This window comes from Pantoea agglomerans NBRC 102470 (genome assembly GCF_001598475.1).
Taxonomy (GTDB): Bacteria; Pseudomonadota; Gammaproteobacteria; order Enterobacterales; family Enterobacteriaceae; genus Pantoea; species Pantoea agglomerans.
Genome location: NZ_BCZA01000004.1, coordinates 283962 through 299752, shown reverse-complemented (window position 1 = coordinate 299752; position 15791 = coordinate 283962). Strand labels below are relative to the sequence as shown.

At 56.3% G+C, this 15791-nt stretch carries 13 protein-coding genes; 7 read left to right on the top strand and 6 right to left on the bottom strand.

What is annotated here, in order from left to right; genetic code table 11:
- The first annotated feature begins 36 nt into the window (after positions 1 to 36).
- Positions 37 to 621 (top strand): TetR/AcrR family transcriptional regulator, encoded by a 585-nt coding sequence (locus PAG01S_RS09850; RefSeq protein WP_062758435.1) that lies wholly within the window; start codon positions 37 to 39, stop codon positions 619 to 621.
- Positions 618 to 1136 (top strand): G/U mismatch-specific DNA glycosylase, encoded by a 519-nt coding sequence (gene mug / locus PAG01S_RS09845; RefSeq protein ID WP_033769837.1) that lies wholly within the window; start codon positions 618 to 620, stop codon positions 1134 to 1136. The genes PAG01S_RS09850 and mug overlap by 4 nt, the downstream gene beginning before the upstream one ends.
- A 74-nt stretch (positions 1137 to 1210) precedes the next feature.
- Here the strand turns inward: mug and rpoD are convergent, their stop codons facing one another.
- The 3 genes from rpoD to rpsU form a co-directional block, all read right to left on the bottom strand.
- Positions 1211 to 3040: an RNA polymerase sigma factor RpoD gene (rpoD, locus tag PAG01S_RS09840; protein ID WP_062758433.1), complete on the bottom strand. Its 1830-nt coding sequence runs from the start codon at positions 3038 to 3040 to the stop codon at positions 1211 to 1213.
- 532 nt (positions 3041 to 3572) lie between these two features.
- On the bottom strand, positions 3573 to 5318 hold the full coding sequence (gene dnaG / locus PAG01S_RS09835; protein ID WP_010699748.1) for a DNA primase: 1746 nt from the start codon (positions 5316 to 5318) through the stop codon (positions 3573 to 3575).
- 118 nt (positions 5319 to 5436) lie between these two features.
- Positions 5437 to 5652 (bottom strand): 30S ribosomal protein S21, encoded by a 216-nt coding sequence (gene rpsU / locus PAG01S_RS09830; RefSeq protein ID WP_001144069.1) that lies wholly within the window; start codon positions 5650 to 5652, stop codon positions 5437 to 5439.
- A gap of 278 nt (positions 5653 to 5930) precedes the next feature.
- Between rpsU and tsaD the strand changes: the two genes are divergently transcribed.
- Positions 5931 to 6944 carry a tRNA (adenosine(37)-N6)-threonylcarbamoyltransferase complex transferase subunit TsaD gene (tsaD, locus tag PAG01S_RS09825; protein WP_010249066.1) on the top strand — a complete coding sequence of 338 codons (1014 nt, stop codon included), beginning with the start codon at positions 5931 to 5933 and terminating at the stop codon, positions 6942 to 6944.
- A 226-nt stretch (positions 6945 to 7170) separates the two neighbouring features.
- Here the strand turns inward: tsaD and plsY are convergent, their stop codons facing one another.
- Positions 7171 to 7776, bottom strand: coding sequence for a glycerol-3-phosphate 1-O-acyltransferase PlsY (gene plsY, locus PAG01S_RS09820; RefSeq protein ID WP_010249063.1), 606 nt, complete (start codon positions 7774 to 7776; stop codon positions 7171 to 7173).
- A gap of 108 nt (positions 7777 to 7884) precedes the next feature.
- Between plsY and folB the strand changes: the two genes are divergently transcribed.
- A complete protein-coding gene (gene folB / locus PAG01S_RS09815; RefSeq protein WP_010249061.1) occupies positions 7885 to 8244 on the top strand; it encodes a bifunctional dihydroneopterin aldolase/7,8-dihydroneopterin epimerase in 360 nt (119 codons plus the stop codon).
- A gap of 191 nt (positions 8245 to 8435) precedes the next feature.
- Complete coding sequence (gene bacA, locus PAG01S_RS09810; RefSeq protein ID WP_010671134.1) at positions 8436 to 9254, top strand: undecaprenyl-diphosphate phosphatase; 819 nt, start codon at positions 8436 to 8438, stop codon at positions 9252 to 9254.
- Between the two features lie 15 nt (positions 9255 to 9269).
- On the opposite strand, the gene PAG01S_RS09805 is transcribed toward bacA, so the two are convergent.
- Positions 9270 to 10502, bottom strand: a complete 1233-nt coding sequence (locus PAG01S_RS09805; protein WP_033769843.1) for a multifunctional CCA addition/repair protein — start codon at positions 10500 to 10502, stop codon at positions 9270 to 9272.
- Positions 10503 to 10660: 158 nt separating this feature from the next.
- Positions 10661 to 11281: a TIGR04211 family SH3 domain-containing protein gene (locus PAG01S_RS09800; protein ID WP_010671133.1), complete on the bottom strand. Its 621-nt coding sequence runs from the start codon at positions 11279 to 11281 to the stop codon at positions 10661 to 10663.
- Between the two features lie 272 nt (positions 11282 to 11553).
- On the opposite strand from PAG01S_RS09800, the gene PAG01S_RS09795 reads away from it, so the two are divergent.
- Complete coding sequence (locus PAG01S_RS09795; RefSeq protein WP_010671132.1) at positions 11554 to 12864, top strand: CYTH domain-containing protein; 1311 nt, start codon at positions 11554 to 11556, stop codon at positions 12862 to 12864.
- A gap of 33 nt (positions 12865 to 12897) precedes the next feature.
- Positions 12898 to 15750, top strand: a complete 2853-nt coding sequence (gene glnE / locus PAG01S_RS09790; protein WP_062758431.1) for a bifunctional [glutamate--ammonia ligase]-adenylyl-L-tyrosine phosphorylase/[glutamate--ammonia-ligase] adenylyltransferase — start codon at positions 12898 to 12900, stop codon at positions 15748 to 15750.
- Positions 15751 to 15791: the final 41 nt, after the last annotated feature.

Below are 15791 nucleotides of genomic sequence, written 5' to 3'. Positions count from 1 at the left end.
GCCAGACGCTACGTAGCAGACACCGCAGGAGATGAGATGGAGAAGCAGAGCAGCAAAGCGCATACGCGGCGGCGTATCCTTGAGGAGGCGGCGCGCGTGATGCGTGAAACCGGCACCGAAGGAATTGGTGTATCGGCGCTGATGAAGCGGGTCGGTCTGACACATGGCGGTTTTTATGCGCATTTTACCTCACGCGAGGAGCTGGTTGAGGAGGTACTGAAGCATATGTTTGCTGAAGCCGATACCTTCAAGCCCGCGGAGTCCGTGACCCAGCCAGCGCAGCAGCTGGCAGATTTTATTGATAGCTATCTTTCCGAGGCGCATCGCAATGCACCGGCGCAGGGCTGTCCATTAGCCGCTCTGGTGAGTGAAGTAGCTCATCTTCCACAGCCAACGCGGCAGATCTTCGCACAGGGCTTTAACGCGATGCATGCCGGTCTGGCGCAGATATTGCGTGAACTGAGGCTGCCCGATGCGGAAGCGCTGGCCTCCAGCATGCTCGCAGAGATGGTTGGTGCGCTGGCGCTGGCGCGAGCCTGTCCGGATGCTGAGCAGGCCAGCCAGATGCTGCAACGCAGCCGCGATGCGCTGAAGCAGCGTACGCTGGAGGTGGCGGCATGAGTGAACACGCGATCCGCGACATCATCAGTTCCGGTCTTGATGTGCTGTTCTGTGGCATTAACCCGGGTCAGTCAACCGCCCATCAGGGGTTCCACTTCGCGCATCCCGGCAACCGGTTCTGGAAAGTCATCCATCTGGCGGGATTCACCCAGCAGCAACTGAAGCCGGAAGAGGAGCAGCGCTTAACGGAGACCGGCTGCGGCATCACCATGCTGGTTGAGCGGCCCACGGTGCAGGCGAGTGAATTAGCGCCTGATGAGCTGCGCGATGGCGGCAAACGGCTGATGGAAAAGGTACTGGATTACCAGCCGGCTGCACTGGCTATCCTGGGTAAGGATGCGTTTCGTCGTGCTTTTAAGCAGAACAAAGTCGAATGGGGCAAACAGCCGATATGTATGGGGAAAACGCAGGTGTGGGTGTTGCCGAATCCCAGCGGCCTTAATCGCGCATCTCTGGACGAGATGGTAGAGGCGTATCGTCAGCTCTATGTGGAACTGCATGCGGGGAGCGAATGAATCTGCGCAGGGCAGGGGAGAGGCAGTAACAGGCAGGCATAAAAAACCCCGGCGAACCGGGGTTTTTGTCTGACTTAATCGTCGAGGAAGCTGCGCAGCACTTCCGAACGGCTCGGATGGCGCAGTTTACGCAGAGCTTTGGCTTCAATCTGACGAATACGCTCACGCGTAACGTCGAACTGTTTGCCCACTTCTTCCAGCGTATGGTCAGTGTTCATATCGATACCGAAACGCATGCGCAGCACTTTCGCTTCGCGCGCGGTCAGGCCAGCCAGCACGTCATGGGTAGCAGAACGCAGGCTCTCTGAGGTAGCAGAATCCAGCGGCAGCTCCAGCGTGGTGTCTTCGATAAAATCGCCCAGATGTGAATCTTCATCATCACCAATCGGCGTCTCCATAGAGATCGGCTCTTTAGCGATTTTCAGCACCTTGCGGATTTTATCTTCTGGCATCAGCATACGTTCAGCCAGCTCTTCCGGCGTAGGTTCGCGGCCCATCTCCTGCAGCATCTGGCGTGAAATACGGTTGAGCTTGTTGATGGTCTCAATCATATGCACCGGAATACGGATGGTACGCGCCTGGTCGGCGATAGAGCGGGTGATAGCCTGACGGATCCACCAGGTCGCATAGGTTGAGAACTTGTAACCACGGCGATATTCAAACTTATCTACCGCTTTCATCAGGCCGATATTACCTTCCTGAATCAGGTCAAGGAACTGCAGACCGCGGTTGGTATATTTCTTGGCAATCGAAATAACCAGACGCAGGTTAGCTTCCACCATCTCTTTCTTGGCGCGACGTGCTTTGGCTTCACCGATCGACATGCGACGGTTAATGTCTTTGACCTGTTCAATGGTCAGACCGGTCTCTTCTTCAACCTGCGCCAGTTTCTGCAGGGAACGTGTCACGTCGTCCTGCACTTCCAGCAGTTTTTCAGACCACGGCTTGTTCATGGCCAGAGCAGCTTTGAACCAGGTTTCATTGGTTTCGTTGCCGGTAAACAGCGTGATAAAGTTTTTCTTCGGCATTTTGCACAGCTCAATACAGAGCTTCATGATCAGACGTTCCTGCGTACGAACGCGTTCCATCATGGTGCGCATGCTGCCTACCAGGTAATCGAACTGCTTCGGTACCAGGCGGAACTGCTTGAAGACATCAGAGAGGTTCTGGATTTCAGCAACGGCGGCAGCATGACTGCGACCTTTGCTTTTAATCACTGCGCGGGTAGTTTCATACTGCTTACGCAGGTCAGAAAACTTCTCACGCGCCAGTTCCGGATCGATTGAGTTATCGTCGTCGGAGCTGTCATCATCCTCCTCATCTTCTTCTTCATCGTCCTTACGATCGGCTTCAGAAAGTTCAGAGCCCACGTGCGTTGCCGTTGGGGCGATATCTTCTTCTGCGTTAGGATCGACGAAACCGGTGATCAGATCGGAGAGGCGTGATTCGCCTGCTTCAACTTTGTCGTACTGATCCAGAAGATACGTAATCGCTTCAGGGTATTCGGCTACAGAACACTGAACCTGGTTGATACCGTCTTCAATACGCTTAGCGATGTCAATTTCGCCTTCGCGCGTCAGCAGTTCAACGGTACCCATTTCACGCATATACATGCGGACCGGGTCAGTGGTACGCCCGATTTCAGATTCAACGCTGGATAACACCTGAGCGGCATCTTCGTCAGTATCGGAGCTGTTTTCGTTCAGCATCAGATCGTCGGCATCCGGGGCTTCTTCAACCACCTGAATACCCATGTCGTTAATCATCTGGATGATGTCTTCGATCTGATCTGAGTCGACGATATCTTCCGGCAGATGGTCATTGACCTCAGCATAGGTCAGATAGCCTTGCTCCTTACCACGGGTGACAAGAAGCTTGAGCTGTGACTGCGGGTTTTGCTCCATAAGACGGTATCCACACTTCTGTTAAATTAGATTGGTGTCGGTCGGCAGCGAGCCAACAATAGCAGTAAAGGCATTTAATTCTTGCCGCTGCCTTCGTCGCGGCGTGGGCTTTGCCCATCAGTAATCGGCACTTAAGCCGCTTGTATAAACTCTGTGCTAAGGGCCTGGCTTACTTGCCATTCTTGTCCCCGGCAGTGCTCGCTTTCCTCACGTACTTCAGTACGCTCCGGAAGCTGTGCGCTGGCGGTGACCAGACTGGCTTCGACGCCTGCGGCCTTTAAATTTTGTGCTGCTGGCCTGGCTTACTTGCCATTCTGCTCCCCGGCAGTGCTCGCTTTCCTCACGTACTTCAGTACGCTCCGGAAGCTGTGCGCTGGCGGTGACCAGACTGACTTCGACGCCTGCGGCCTTAAAACTATATGCTGCGGGCCATTTCGATCCCGGACTGTTCACGGTAGTGAAACAGCTGGCAGCACTAAAACAGGCAATCTGCCCTTTCATCTGTCAGAACGGGCAGCGTGCTGAAAAACAGTTACTTTCTGGCAAACGCCTGACTGAGAGTCCAGAGTTCCCGGCGCTCATCGGCGCTCAGTCCCTGGGTGCGTTCACGCGCAATCAAAAACTCCAGGCGCTCTTCAAGAGCAGAGTCGTAGATGCTGGCCAGCGAGTCCTGGAACACCGCTTCGGCTTCCTCATCTACTATCATGTGGTTCCAGATCGCCAGTGTTTCAAGCGTCTGACTAAAATTTGTTCCGCGATATAACTCTAGTAGCTGACCGGTGGTCAATCCAGGATTCTCATTACAACGGCCCACTAATTCAATAAATAGCGGTAAACCCGGCATTTTTGACTCAGACAGCCCATCAAGCGAAGGCACCAGGGTGGCCAGCTGCGGACTCTGAATCAACAACGCGATCAGCACGCGCATAGTGGTACGCTTCAGCGGTGGCGCTACCGGCGTCGTTCCGCTTGCGGCCAGCTTCGGCATCAACTTTTCAAGCTGATTGTCGTCAAGAATACCCAGTTTATTCCCCAGTTCCTGACGCATATAAATACGTAAGGTCTCACCAGGGATCTGCGTAATCAGCGGTAAAGCCAGCGTGCTCAGGCGCGCTTTTCCGTCGCGTGAGCTCAGATCCACCTGCGGCAGCAGACTATCAAATAAAAACGAAGAGAGCGGCATCGCCTGCTCCATCCTCGCTTCGAAGGCGTCTTTACCCTCTTTGCGTACCAGCGTATCCGGGTCTTCACCATCGGGTAAAAACATAAAGCGTAGCTGACGACCATCATTCATGTAAGGCAATGCGGTTTCAAGCGCACGCCATGCCGCTTCACGACCCGCCCTGTCGCCGTCGTAGCAGCAGATCACGGTGTCGGTACTGCGGAACAGCAACTGAATGTGTTCAGCAGTGGTGGAGGTGCCTAATGACGCGACGGCATAATCTATCCCGTACTGCGCCAGCGCAACCACGTCCATGTATCCCTCAACCACTAACAGGCGGGCGGGTTCAGGATGGTTCTTAACGGCTTCATAAAGGCCATAGAGCTGGCGGCCTTTATGGAAAATAGGTGTTTCCGGCGAGTTCAGATACTTCGGCGTATCGTTACCCAGCACGCGTCCGCCAAAACCTATGACGCGTCCACGCTTATCGCGAATCGGAAACATGACGCGGTCGCGAAACCGGTCATAAGTACGGCCTTTGTCATTGCTGACCAGCATGCCCGCTTCCATCAATGACTCGCGATCTTCCGATTGCTTACCAAAACGCTTGAGAACGTTATCCCAGCCGGCTGGCGCGTAACCTATGGCGAAGTGATTGATGATTTCGGCGCTCAGACCACGACGATCAAGATAGTCGCGTGCTGGCTGCGCACTGGATTGCTGCAGACCCTGCTGATAAAAACCGTTCAGGTTCTCCATCAGCTGATACAGGCTCTGGCGCTGATGGCGTTCCATCTGGCTGGGCCCGCTGCCTGCTTCGTAAGGCACGTCTAAACCGTGGGAAGTGGCTAACTCTTCAATACTTTCCACAAACTCCAGACGATCAAAGTTCATTAAAAAGTCGATAGCGTTGCCGTGTGCACCACAGCCGAAACAGTGATAGAACTGCTTTTCGCCGTTTACGGTGAAAGAGGGCGTTTTTTCATTATGGAAAGGACAGCACGCATGGAAATTCTTACCCTGCTTTTTCAGCTTAACGCGGGCATCGATAAGATCCACGATATCCGTGCGGGCAAGTAAATCGTTGATAAATACGCGTGGAATTCGTCCAGCCATACGCCCCAGATTTTCAGCTCATAAACGGCAACAAGCCGCGCTTCCTTTCGGAAAGCACGGCCTTTTACTTGACTCTGTCTGCGTGAATCACGCGGTGGAGGCGAACCTCCGGAACGACTTAGTACAGACGAGTGCGGCGTGCGTTTTCGCGAGCCAGTTTCTTGGCGTGACGCTTAACTGCTGACGCTTTAGCGCGCTTACGTTCGGTAGTCGGTTTTTCATAGAACTCACGACGACGAACTTCAGCCAGAACGCCTGCTTTCTCGCATGAACGCTTGAAGCGACGCAGTGCTACGTCAAATGGCTCGTTTTCACGTACTTTAATTACCGGCATGTAACTCTCACCTCGATAAAATTCGGTTTTTGCTGCTGACTGCGGCGCCAGCACATTTCAAAATGGTGCAGCATTTTACTCCAACTCAAGTTGGTTTGTAAAGCACCATGGATAATTTGAAACCAACAGGAGCGTTTGCCTGTGCGGCTGCCGGTTTTTCCAGGGGCGGGAGTATAGCGCACTCTTTAGCCGACAGAAAATGACTTTTTACGGTGGATGCCCGCGCTGCACATCCAATTGCTGTGATAAACTGCGCGCCGCAAGAATGAGGTGATGCAATGCGAATTCTGGGTATTGAAACGTCGTGCGATGAAACCGGCATCGCAATCTATGATGACGAGGCCGGATTACTGGCTAACCAACTCTACAGCCAGGTAAAACTGCACGCCGATTATGGCGGCGTGGTGCCGGAACTGGCCTCACGTGATCACGTGCGGAAAACCGTGCCGTTGATTCAGGCTGCGCTGAAAGAGGCCGGTCTGGAGCCACAGCAGATCGACGCGGTGGCTTACACGGCAGGCCCTGGACTGGTCGGTGCGCTGCTGGTTGGTGCCACCATTGGCCGCGCCCTGGCGTTTGCCTGGAAAGTCCCCGCCGTGCCGGTCCACCATATGGAAGGCCACCTGCTGGCGCCGATGCTGGAAGAGAATCCGCCGGAATTTCCGTTTGTCGCACTCCTGGTGTCGGGCGGACATACGCAGCTGATTAGCGTCACCGGCATTGGTGAATATGCGCTGCTGGGTGAATCGATCGATGATGCGGCGGGTGAAGCGTTCGACAAAACGGCCAAGCTGCTTGGGCTGGATTATCCGGGCGGACCAATGCTGTCGAAGATGGCGCAGCAGGGCACGGCGGGACGTTTTACCTTCCCGCGTCCGATGACCGATCGTCCGGGCCTGGATTTCAGCTTCTCTGGCCTGAAAACCTTTGCCGCTAATACCATCCGCGCCAATGATGATGATGCTCAGACTCGTGCTGACATCGCCCGCGCTTTTGAAGATGCGGTGGTAGATACGCTGTCGATCAAATGTAAGCGTGCGCTGGATCAGACCGGCTTTAAGCGTCTGGTGATTGCCGGTGGCGTCAGCGCTAACCGCACACTGCGCGAGCAGATGGCGATCATGATGCAAAAGCGCGGCGGCGAAGTGTTCTACGCCCGCCCGGAGTTCTGTACCGATAACGGTGCGATGATCGCGTATGCGGGCATGGTGCGGTTAAAAGGCGGAACGCGGGGAGAGTTAAGCGTCAGCGTGCGACCGCGCTGGCCGCTGGCGGAACTGCCCGCCATCTGATGTGAAAAAAGCCGGCTCACAAGCCTGCATCTGGGGGAATCTGGCCGTAACGGATAAGCTCAACGCGCAGGGAACAGGGTCAGAGGAGGAAAGCGTCACGCGCCATGGATGGCGCGGGCCGAGCGGTCAGGGATGACGGCTTTTGCGTCTTTCCGATCTGACCCTGTTTCCTGCGCAGTCGCGGACATAAAGCCAGACTTTGTCGACACCTTCAGGCCAGCTTTTTTTATGGCTGAGATTTCTTTTTGCGCTTCCAGATCTTGCCTTCCTGGCCCCGCCACAGCCGCTGAATATTATCGTGATGACGCAGCAGGATCAGACAGGAGAGCATAGAAACCGGGAAGGTGAACTGCGGTTTGAACCACCAGACATAAAAAGGCGCGATCAGCGCGCTGACGATGGCACCCAGCGAGGAATAGCCGCTGAGTAAGACTGTTAACAGCCAGGTGCCGGTCACCAGCCCGGTTAAGTCCCAGCCAATCGGCGCAATCGCGCCAAATGCCGTCGCCACACCCTTGCCACCGCGAAAGTGAAAGAACACCGGATAGATATGACCCAGACAGGCGGCAATGGCGGTCAGGCCGAGATAGAGCGGAGTCACGTGCATCAGATAGGCCAGCCAGACCGGCACCATCCCTTTCAGCACATCAAACACTAATACGCTGGCTGCTGCGGTTTTACCGCCCAGACGCAGGACGTTAGTGGCACCCGGATTGCCGGAACCGTGTGTGCGCGGATCGGGCAGGCCTGCGAGTTTGCAAACCAGAATCGCACTGGAAATCGAACCGCAAAGATACGCGAAAATAATCATACCAAGCGCGAAAGCACTCATAACACCGTACCGTTCCCTTTAGGGTCGTTTTGATCTCTTTAACCGTGGATAATACGCATAATCAGCCGGAAGTGGTATCCGGCTTAGCCAAAAACAGAGACTCTCATCATGGATATCGTATTTATAGAACAACTCACGGTCTTCACCACTATTGGCGTTTACGACTGGGAACAGGGCATACAGCAGAAGCTGGTGCTCGATGTCGAAATGGCCTGGGATAACCGTCTGGCGGCCAGCAGCGACGATGTGAAAGATTGTCTCAGCTATGCGGATGTCTCCTCGGCGATTCTGACGCATCTTACCGGCAGTCGTTTTGCGCTGGTTGAACGGGTTGCTGAAGAAATCGCGGATCTGTTGATGAACCGTTTCAATTCGCCTGGCGTCCGCATAAAGGTAAGCAAACCGGGGGCTGTAGCCCAGGCAGCACAGGTTGGCGTGCGAATTGAGCGCGGGACTATTCCTAAATAAATACGATGTGATTGCCATCACAATGAAACCAAACCAAATTACTGTCTGTCATAGCGTGTACCGTTTCGTTACAGCAGGCGAAATGGTGTAGACCTTAAGGTTTAATTCAGGCTGATAGCGGCATGATTTCAGGCGATAGCCACGCGCTACCGCCTTTTTAATGGTTTTGAAACGGATAGAGGAAACATTTGATGGCAGATATTCATCAGCTTTGGGTAGCTGCAATCCTGGGCGTTGTGGAAGGGCTGACCGAATTTTTACCGGTCTCTTCCACAGGGCACATGATTATAGTGGGTCACCTGCTGGGCTTTGAGGGTGAAAAAGCCGAGACCTTTGAAGTTGTGATCCAGTTAGGATCGATTCTGGCTGTGGTAGTGATGTTCTGGCGCCGTCTGTTTGGCCTGATTGGCATCCACTTTGGCGAAGTCAAACATGAAGGCGTCGGCACTGGCCGTCTGTCGCTGATCCATATCCTGCTGGGTATGGTACCGGCGGTGGTCGTGGGTCTGGTGCTGCACGATCAGATCAAAACGCTGTTTAATCCAATCAACGTGATGTACGCCCTGGTGGTAGGTGGTGTGCTGCTGCTGGCAGCTGAGTACCTTAAGCCGAAACAGCCGAAAGCGGTGGGCGTCGATGATATTACCTATCGTCAGGCGTTGATGATTGGCTGTTTCCAGTGCTTAGCGCTGTGGCCGGGCTTCTCACGTTCCGGTGCAACCATCTCCGGTGGCATGCTGATGGGCGTGAGCCGCTATGCTGCGTCGGAGTTCTCCTTCATCCTGGCAGTGCCAATGATGATGGGTGCAACCGTACTGGATTTGTACAAGAGCATCGGCTTCCTGACGATGGCGGATTTCCCGATGTTCGCGGTGGGCTTTGTCACGGCGTTTATCGTGGCGCTGATTGCAATTAAAGCCTTCCTTCAGCTGATCAAACGCATCTCGTTTGTTTCGTTCGCGATCTACCGCTTTATTGTGGCAGCCGCGGTTTACATGGTCTTCATGTAAAGCCCACGCAGCCTGCTAGTCAGGCTGCGTAATCGCCAGACCCTGCGCGACGGCGTCAATCCGTCGTCGCGTCAACTCTTCCCGCACTTCTGCACCTTTAAATCCCGCTTCGACCACCGCTTTGGTCGGCACCGCCTGCGCCAGCGCAAAAGCACGACGCAGATAGTCACCCTGCGGATAAGGCATGCTCTCCAGTCCGGCTCGCCCGCGCGCATCCGCTTCACTGGTCAGCGCCATCTGCTCAACGCGCTGTGGCTTACGCCAGGCATCGATCCGGTCAAACAGTGCTACCAGCGACGCGGCAGATTGCCGTTCAATGGTGTGCACCACGTCGTGAAATTCGGTCACAATCAGCGCCAGATCGCGAATCGCGTTTGGCACCCGCAGTCGCTGGCACAGCGCCTCGACCAGCGGAACGCCCGCCAGGCCATGACCGTGGTGGCTGGGCCACAGCTCAGGCGGCGTCAGCGCCTTGCCGACGTCATGGAACAGCGTGGCGAAGCGCACCTCGATCTCACTGGAGAGGGCGGCGGCCATCGCCAGTGTCATCAGCGTATGGACGCCGGTGTCGATCTCCGGGTGCCACTTAATCGGCGCAGGAATACCAAACAGATTATCCAGCTCAGGAAACAGCACCTGCAACGCACCGCAGTCGCGCAGGACCTGAAAATAGACCTGCGGATTACGGGAACTCAGCGCCTTTTCCGTCTCTTTCCACACCCGCTCAGCAGTGAGATTCGACAGCTCGCCGCTTTCGGCCATCTGCTGCATCAGCTGCTGGGTTTCGGGGGCAATACGAAAGTTGAGATGGGCAAAACGCGCCGCAAAGCGCGCAACGCGCAGTACCCGCAGCGGATCTTCACTGAAGGCGTCGGAGACGTGACGCAGCAGGCGCAGGGCAATATCACGCTGGCCATTATAAGGATCAACCAGCACGCCGTTTTCATCCTGCGCAATCGCATTGATGGTCAGATCGCGGCGCTGTAAGTCCTGCTCCAGCGTCACGTCGGGCGCGGACCAGGTGACAAAACCGGTGTAGCCTTTCCCGTTTTTCCGCTCGGTACGTGCCAGCGCATACTCTTCGCGACTGACGGGATGCAGGAAAACGGGAAAATCGCGACCGACCTGGTGATAGCCCTGCTCAAGCATGGCTTCGGGCGTGGAACCTGTCACCACCCAATCTTTGTCTGTAACCGGCAGATTCAGCAGCGCATCACGCACCGCACCGCCAACAAGAAACGTCTTCACGCAAAACTCCAGAGAAAAAGAAATGACCTGCACGCCGGGCGCGTCCCGCGCCTGAAATCAGCGGTGCATATCATTTTATTGTTGCACAGATTCCCCGGATTGCAGACATGCCAAAAAGGGGATCCTGCGATCCCCTGCTCAAATCCGGCTAAATGGTGTCAGTTCATCCAGCGATCGCTTTTCTTACGGCGCGGCAGCATGTGCGGCAGTAACAGGCCCAGCAGCAGGCCGACGCCCAGCACGCCGCCGCCATACATAAACCACTGCATGATGATGGTGCGCTGCTTATCATCCAGCTGAACGTTAGCGGCGCTGACTTTCTTCTGCGCGACGATCAGCTCATTTTTCAGCTTCTGATTCTCGCCTTTCAGCCCGTTGATAACGCCGTCGCTGCTGGCGACTTTGTTCTGCATCTCAGCCGTGCGCTGGTTCCAGCTGTTGTCGATGTTATCCAGTTTGGCGGTCAGATCTTTCACCTGCTGCTCAAGCTGAGGCACCCGGGTGCGCAGGCTCGGATTAGCACTGAGCTGCGACAGGGGAATCCAGGTGGTACGGCCTTCCGAATCACGGATCTGGCCATAATGCGTGTCATTGTTGGTCTGTAACAGCTGCACCTCTTCCCCGGCGTTCAGCTTACCGAGCAGGCGAAACTGATCGCCCGGTCCGCTGCGAACCCAGGTTGAAAGTTCATCAGAAACATAGCGTTTTTCTTCGGCATGGGCAGGTGCAAGGGTGCTAAGGGCAAGCAAAGTGAGTCCAGCGAGAGTAATTTTTTTCATTCGATTTCGTTTGGCTTAGTCTGACTAAAAATTTACCGGCACAGTCTGGAGAGGCCTCGCATAAATCTGAATGAGAACTATCCTGGTCTCATGAGAGTGCGAAAAGGTCTGCGAAAGAGCAAAGAAAGCAGAGACAGCGCGGCTTCTGTGCATTAATCTTCGCCTGATAACCCCTTGCCCTCCAGGCGACAGCTTGAGTAACCTGCTGATAATCGCCTGAAATATGCAGGAAACACCCTCTTAAGTGCCAGCGGCGTAGTGAATAAAAAATTATGACCATCGAAATCGAACTAAAGTTCATTGCAACTCCACAGGCGGCCGGGAAACTGGCTGAACTGCTCTCCACTCTGCCGCATCAGCATCAGGCTGCTCGCGAGCTGACCAACATCTACTTTGAAACCGACGACAACCAGCTACGACGCTGGGATATGGGATTGCGTATCCGCGGCGTAGACCAGCGTTATGAAATGACGCTGAAAGCGGCGGGGCAGACGCTCGGCGGACTGCATCAGCGCCCGGAATACAACGTTGAGCTCAGCGAACCGGTTCTGGACATTGCACGCCTGCCGGCAGAGATCTGGCCGCAGGGCACCGATGTCGCGGCGCTGCAGCCGCGCTTGCAGCCCCTGTTCACCACCCATTTCCAGCGCGAGATCTGGCTGATCACCACAGGCAACAGTGAAATTGAAGTGGCGTTTGATCAGGGCGAGGTCACGGCAGGTGATCTCAGCGAACCGCTGTGCGAGATCGAGCTGGAGCTGAAACGTGGCGAACGCCAGGATCTGCTGGCCTTCGCACAGCAGCTGGTGGCGCTGGGCGGTCTGCGTATGGGCAGCCTGAGCAAAGCTGCCCGCGGCTATCAGCTGGCGCAGGGGAATCCGCCGCGCCAGATACAGCCTTTCCCGCTGCTGAAAGCGGGCGCCAAAGCCACCGTAGAGCAGGGCATGGTGGCCGCGATGTCAGCAGGACTTCATCACTGGCAATATCATGAAGAAGTCTGGCTGCGCGGCAATGCGGCGGCCCAGGATGCGGTGCGCGAAGCGCTGGATCTGCTGCGTCAGGCGTTCAGCCTGTTTGGTGCGCTGGTGCCGCGTAAAGCCAGCAGTGCGCTGCGTCAGCAGCTGACCACGCTGGAAGAGACGCTGGTGAATGAAGAGCAGGATGCTGCCACTTTCTGCTTATCTTCCCTCTCGGTTGAGACGCAGCTGGCGCTGACACACTGGCTGGCTGAATCTCAGTGGCGTCAGTGGATCGATGCCAAAGGGGAAGCCAAGCTGCAGGGTTCCTATAAACGCTTCAGCGACATTATGCTGAGCCGCGTCAATGCCGATCTGAGAGAAACGTTCATCACGGTAAAACAACCCAACGAGTATCAGGACAAAGCTACCCGTCTGGCGCGTCAATTGCTTACCGTCCACCTGCTGGCGGGATTCTATCCGTCTGAGGCGGTCGTGAGCTGGCTCGACCCGTGGCAACAGCTGCTGTCGGCAATTCATGAAAAACAGACGTCCGGGTTAGCCTGGCTGGCGATGCAGGCGCTGAAACAGCCTCCGTTCTGGCTCACCAGCGGCGCTGGTCGCTAACGGGCATTCCGTCACGCCATCAAGGAGGGAGTTATGTTGTCAGCACTTCCCGCGTTGCTACGCGACCAGGCCGAAGAGGCCGCCCGACAGATTGGGGTTCCGCTGGCTTCGTTAAGCCCGGAGCAGGCTGCCGGACTGGCTTTCAGCGATTTTGTGCTGGAAAACCTGCAACAACATCCCGATTGGTGGCAGGCGATGCTCGACCAGCCGCCGCAGCCTGATGAGTGGCAACACTACTCTGCGTGGCTCAATCATGCGCTTAGCGGCATCGACAGTGAAGCGAGCCTGATGCGCGAACTGCGGCTGTTTCGTCGCCGTATGCTGGTACGCATCGCCTGGATGCAGTCTCTGCAGCACGCTACAACCGAACAGAGCCTGCAACAGCTCAGCGCATTAGCCGAAGTGCTGATCAGCCGGGCGCGTGACTGGGTTTATCAGGATTGCTGTCGTGATTTTGGTACGCCCTGTAATGCGGACGGCGACGCGCAGCCGATGCTGATTCTGGGCATGGGCAAGCTGGGCGGCGGCGAACTCAATTTTTCTTCTGATATTGACCTGATTTTTGCCTGGCCGGAAAACGGCACAACGCGTGGCGGACGGCGTGAACTCGACAACGCTCAGTTCTTTACTCGCATGGGACAGCGGCTGATCAAAGTGCTGGACCAACCCACCATGGATGGCTTTGTCTATCGGGTGGATATGCGGTTGCGCCCGTTTGGCGACAGCGGCCCGCTGGTGATGAGCTTTGCCGCGCTGGAAGATTATTACCAGGAGCAGGGACGCGACTGGGAGCGTTACGCCATGGTCAAGGCGCGGCTGATGGGTGATGACCACGATCGCTGGAGCCTGGAGCTGCAGCAGATGCTGCGGCCATTCGTTTACCGCCGCTACATCGACTTCAGCGTGATCCAGTCGCTGCGTAACATGAAAGGGATGATCAGCCGCGAAGTGCGGCGACGCGGGCTGAAAAACAATATCAAACTGGGCGCGGGCGGCATCCGTGAAACCGAATTTATCGTGCAGGTATTCCAGCTGATTCGCGGCGGACGTGAGCGCTCGTTGCAGCTGCGCTCACTGCTGCCGACGCTGGAGGCGATCAAAACCCTGGCCCTGCTGCCCGCGGAACAGGTCGATGCGTTGCGTGTTGCCTACCTGTTCCTGCGGCGGCTGGAGAATCTGCTGCAAAGCCTGGGCGACGAGCAGACCCAGACCCTGCCAGAGGATGAACTGCATCGTGCCCGGCTGGCGTGGGCGATGGATTGTGCCGACTGGCCTGCTCTGATGACCCGGCTCGACGGCCAGATGGCGGCGGTGCGCGCTATCTTCGATGAGCTGATTGGCGAAGATACCCCTGAGATTGGCGATCAGCGTGAGCTGGCAGAGTTTCAGGTGCTGTGGCAGGACCAGCTGGAGGATAGCGAACTGGCGCCGCTGGTGCCGCAACTCAGTGACGAACAGCGGCTTACGCTGCACCAGACGCTGGAGGCGTTTCGTCAGGATATCAACCGGCGCACCATCGGCCCGCGTGGCCGTCAGGCGCTGGACCAGCTGATGCCGCGTCTGCTGAGCGAAGTCTGCCCGCGTGAAGATGCGGCGGTGACGCTCGGCCGCCTGACGCCGCTGCTGATCGGCGTGCTGACCCGCAGCACCTATCTGGAGCTGCTGACCGAATATCACGGTGCGCTGCGCCACTTAATTCGCCTGTGCGCCGCCTCACCGATGATAGCCAGCCAGCTGGCGCGTCATCCCTTATTGCTGGATGAACTGCTCGATCCCGCCACGCTCTATCAGCCAACCGCCACCGATGCCTATCGCGATGAGCTGCGACAGTATCTGCTGCGCATCCCTACCGAGGACGAAGAGCAGCAGCTGGAAGCGGTGCGGCAGTTTAAGCAGGCACAGCATCTGCGTATTGCTGCCGCCGACATCGCCGGAACGCTGCCGGTGATGAAAGTCAGCGATCATCTTACCTGGCTGGCTGAAGCGATTATCGAATCTGTGGTGCGCCAGGCGTGGAATATGATGGTGCAGCGTTACGGCCGTCCTTCGCATCTGAGTAATGAACATGAACGCGGTTTTGCCGTGCTGGGCTACGGCAAACTGGGGGGCTGGGAGCTGGGTTACAGTTCTGACCTCGATTTGGTGTTCCTGCATGACTGCCCGGCAGACGCGGTGACAGAAGGGGAGCGCAGCATCGATGGCCGTCAGTTCTATCTGCGCCTTGCCCAACGCATCATGCATCTCTTCAGTACCCGCACCTCCTCCGGCATTCTCTACGAAGTGGATGCGCGCCTGCGTCCTTCGGGCGCGGCGGGCATGCTGGTCAGTACCTTTGCGGCCTTTGAAGAGTATCAGCGCAGTGAAGCCTGGACCTGGGAGCATCAGGCGCTGGTCCGGGCACGCGTCGTCTTTGGCGCGGCGGCACTGGGTGAACGTTTCAGCGTGATTCGTCAGGCGATTCTGTCGCTGCCACGTGCCGCCGAAGCGCTGCAAACTGAAGTACGTGAGATGCGTGAAAAAATGCGCGCTCACCTCAGCAACAAACATAAAGGTCGCTGGGATATTAAAGCCGACGCGGGCGGCATCACCGATATTGAATTCATCGCCCAATATCTTGTCTTACGCTACGCCGCTGAGCAGCCTGAACTGACGCGCTGGTCTGACAATGTGCGCATTTTCGAGCTGATGGCGAAGTACCATAAAATGCCCGCCGATGAAGCACAGGCGCTGACGCAGGCTTATGTGACGCTGCGCGACGCATTGCACCATCGCGCCCTGCAGGAACAGCCCGGCCACGTTGAGCCAGAGGCCTATGCAGCGGAGCGGCAGACGGTTCTGAGCAGCTGGCAGCGCTGGCTGATAACGCCTGCGTCTATCCTGGCGTGATGCTGATAGCACAAATCGCAACTGTGCTATCATCCGCGCAC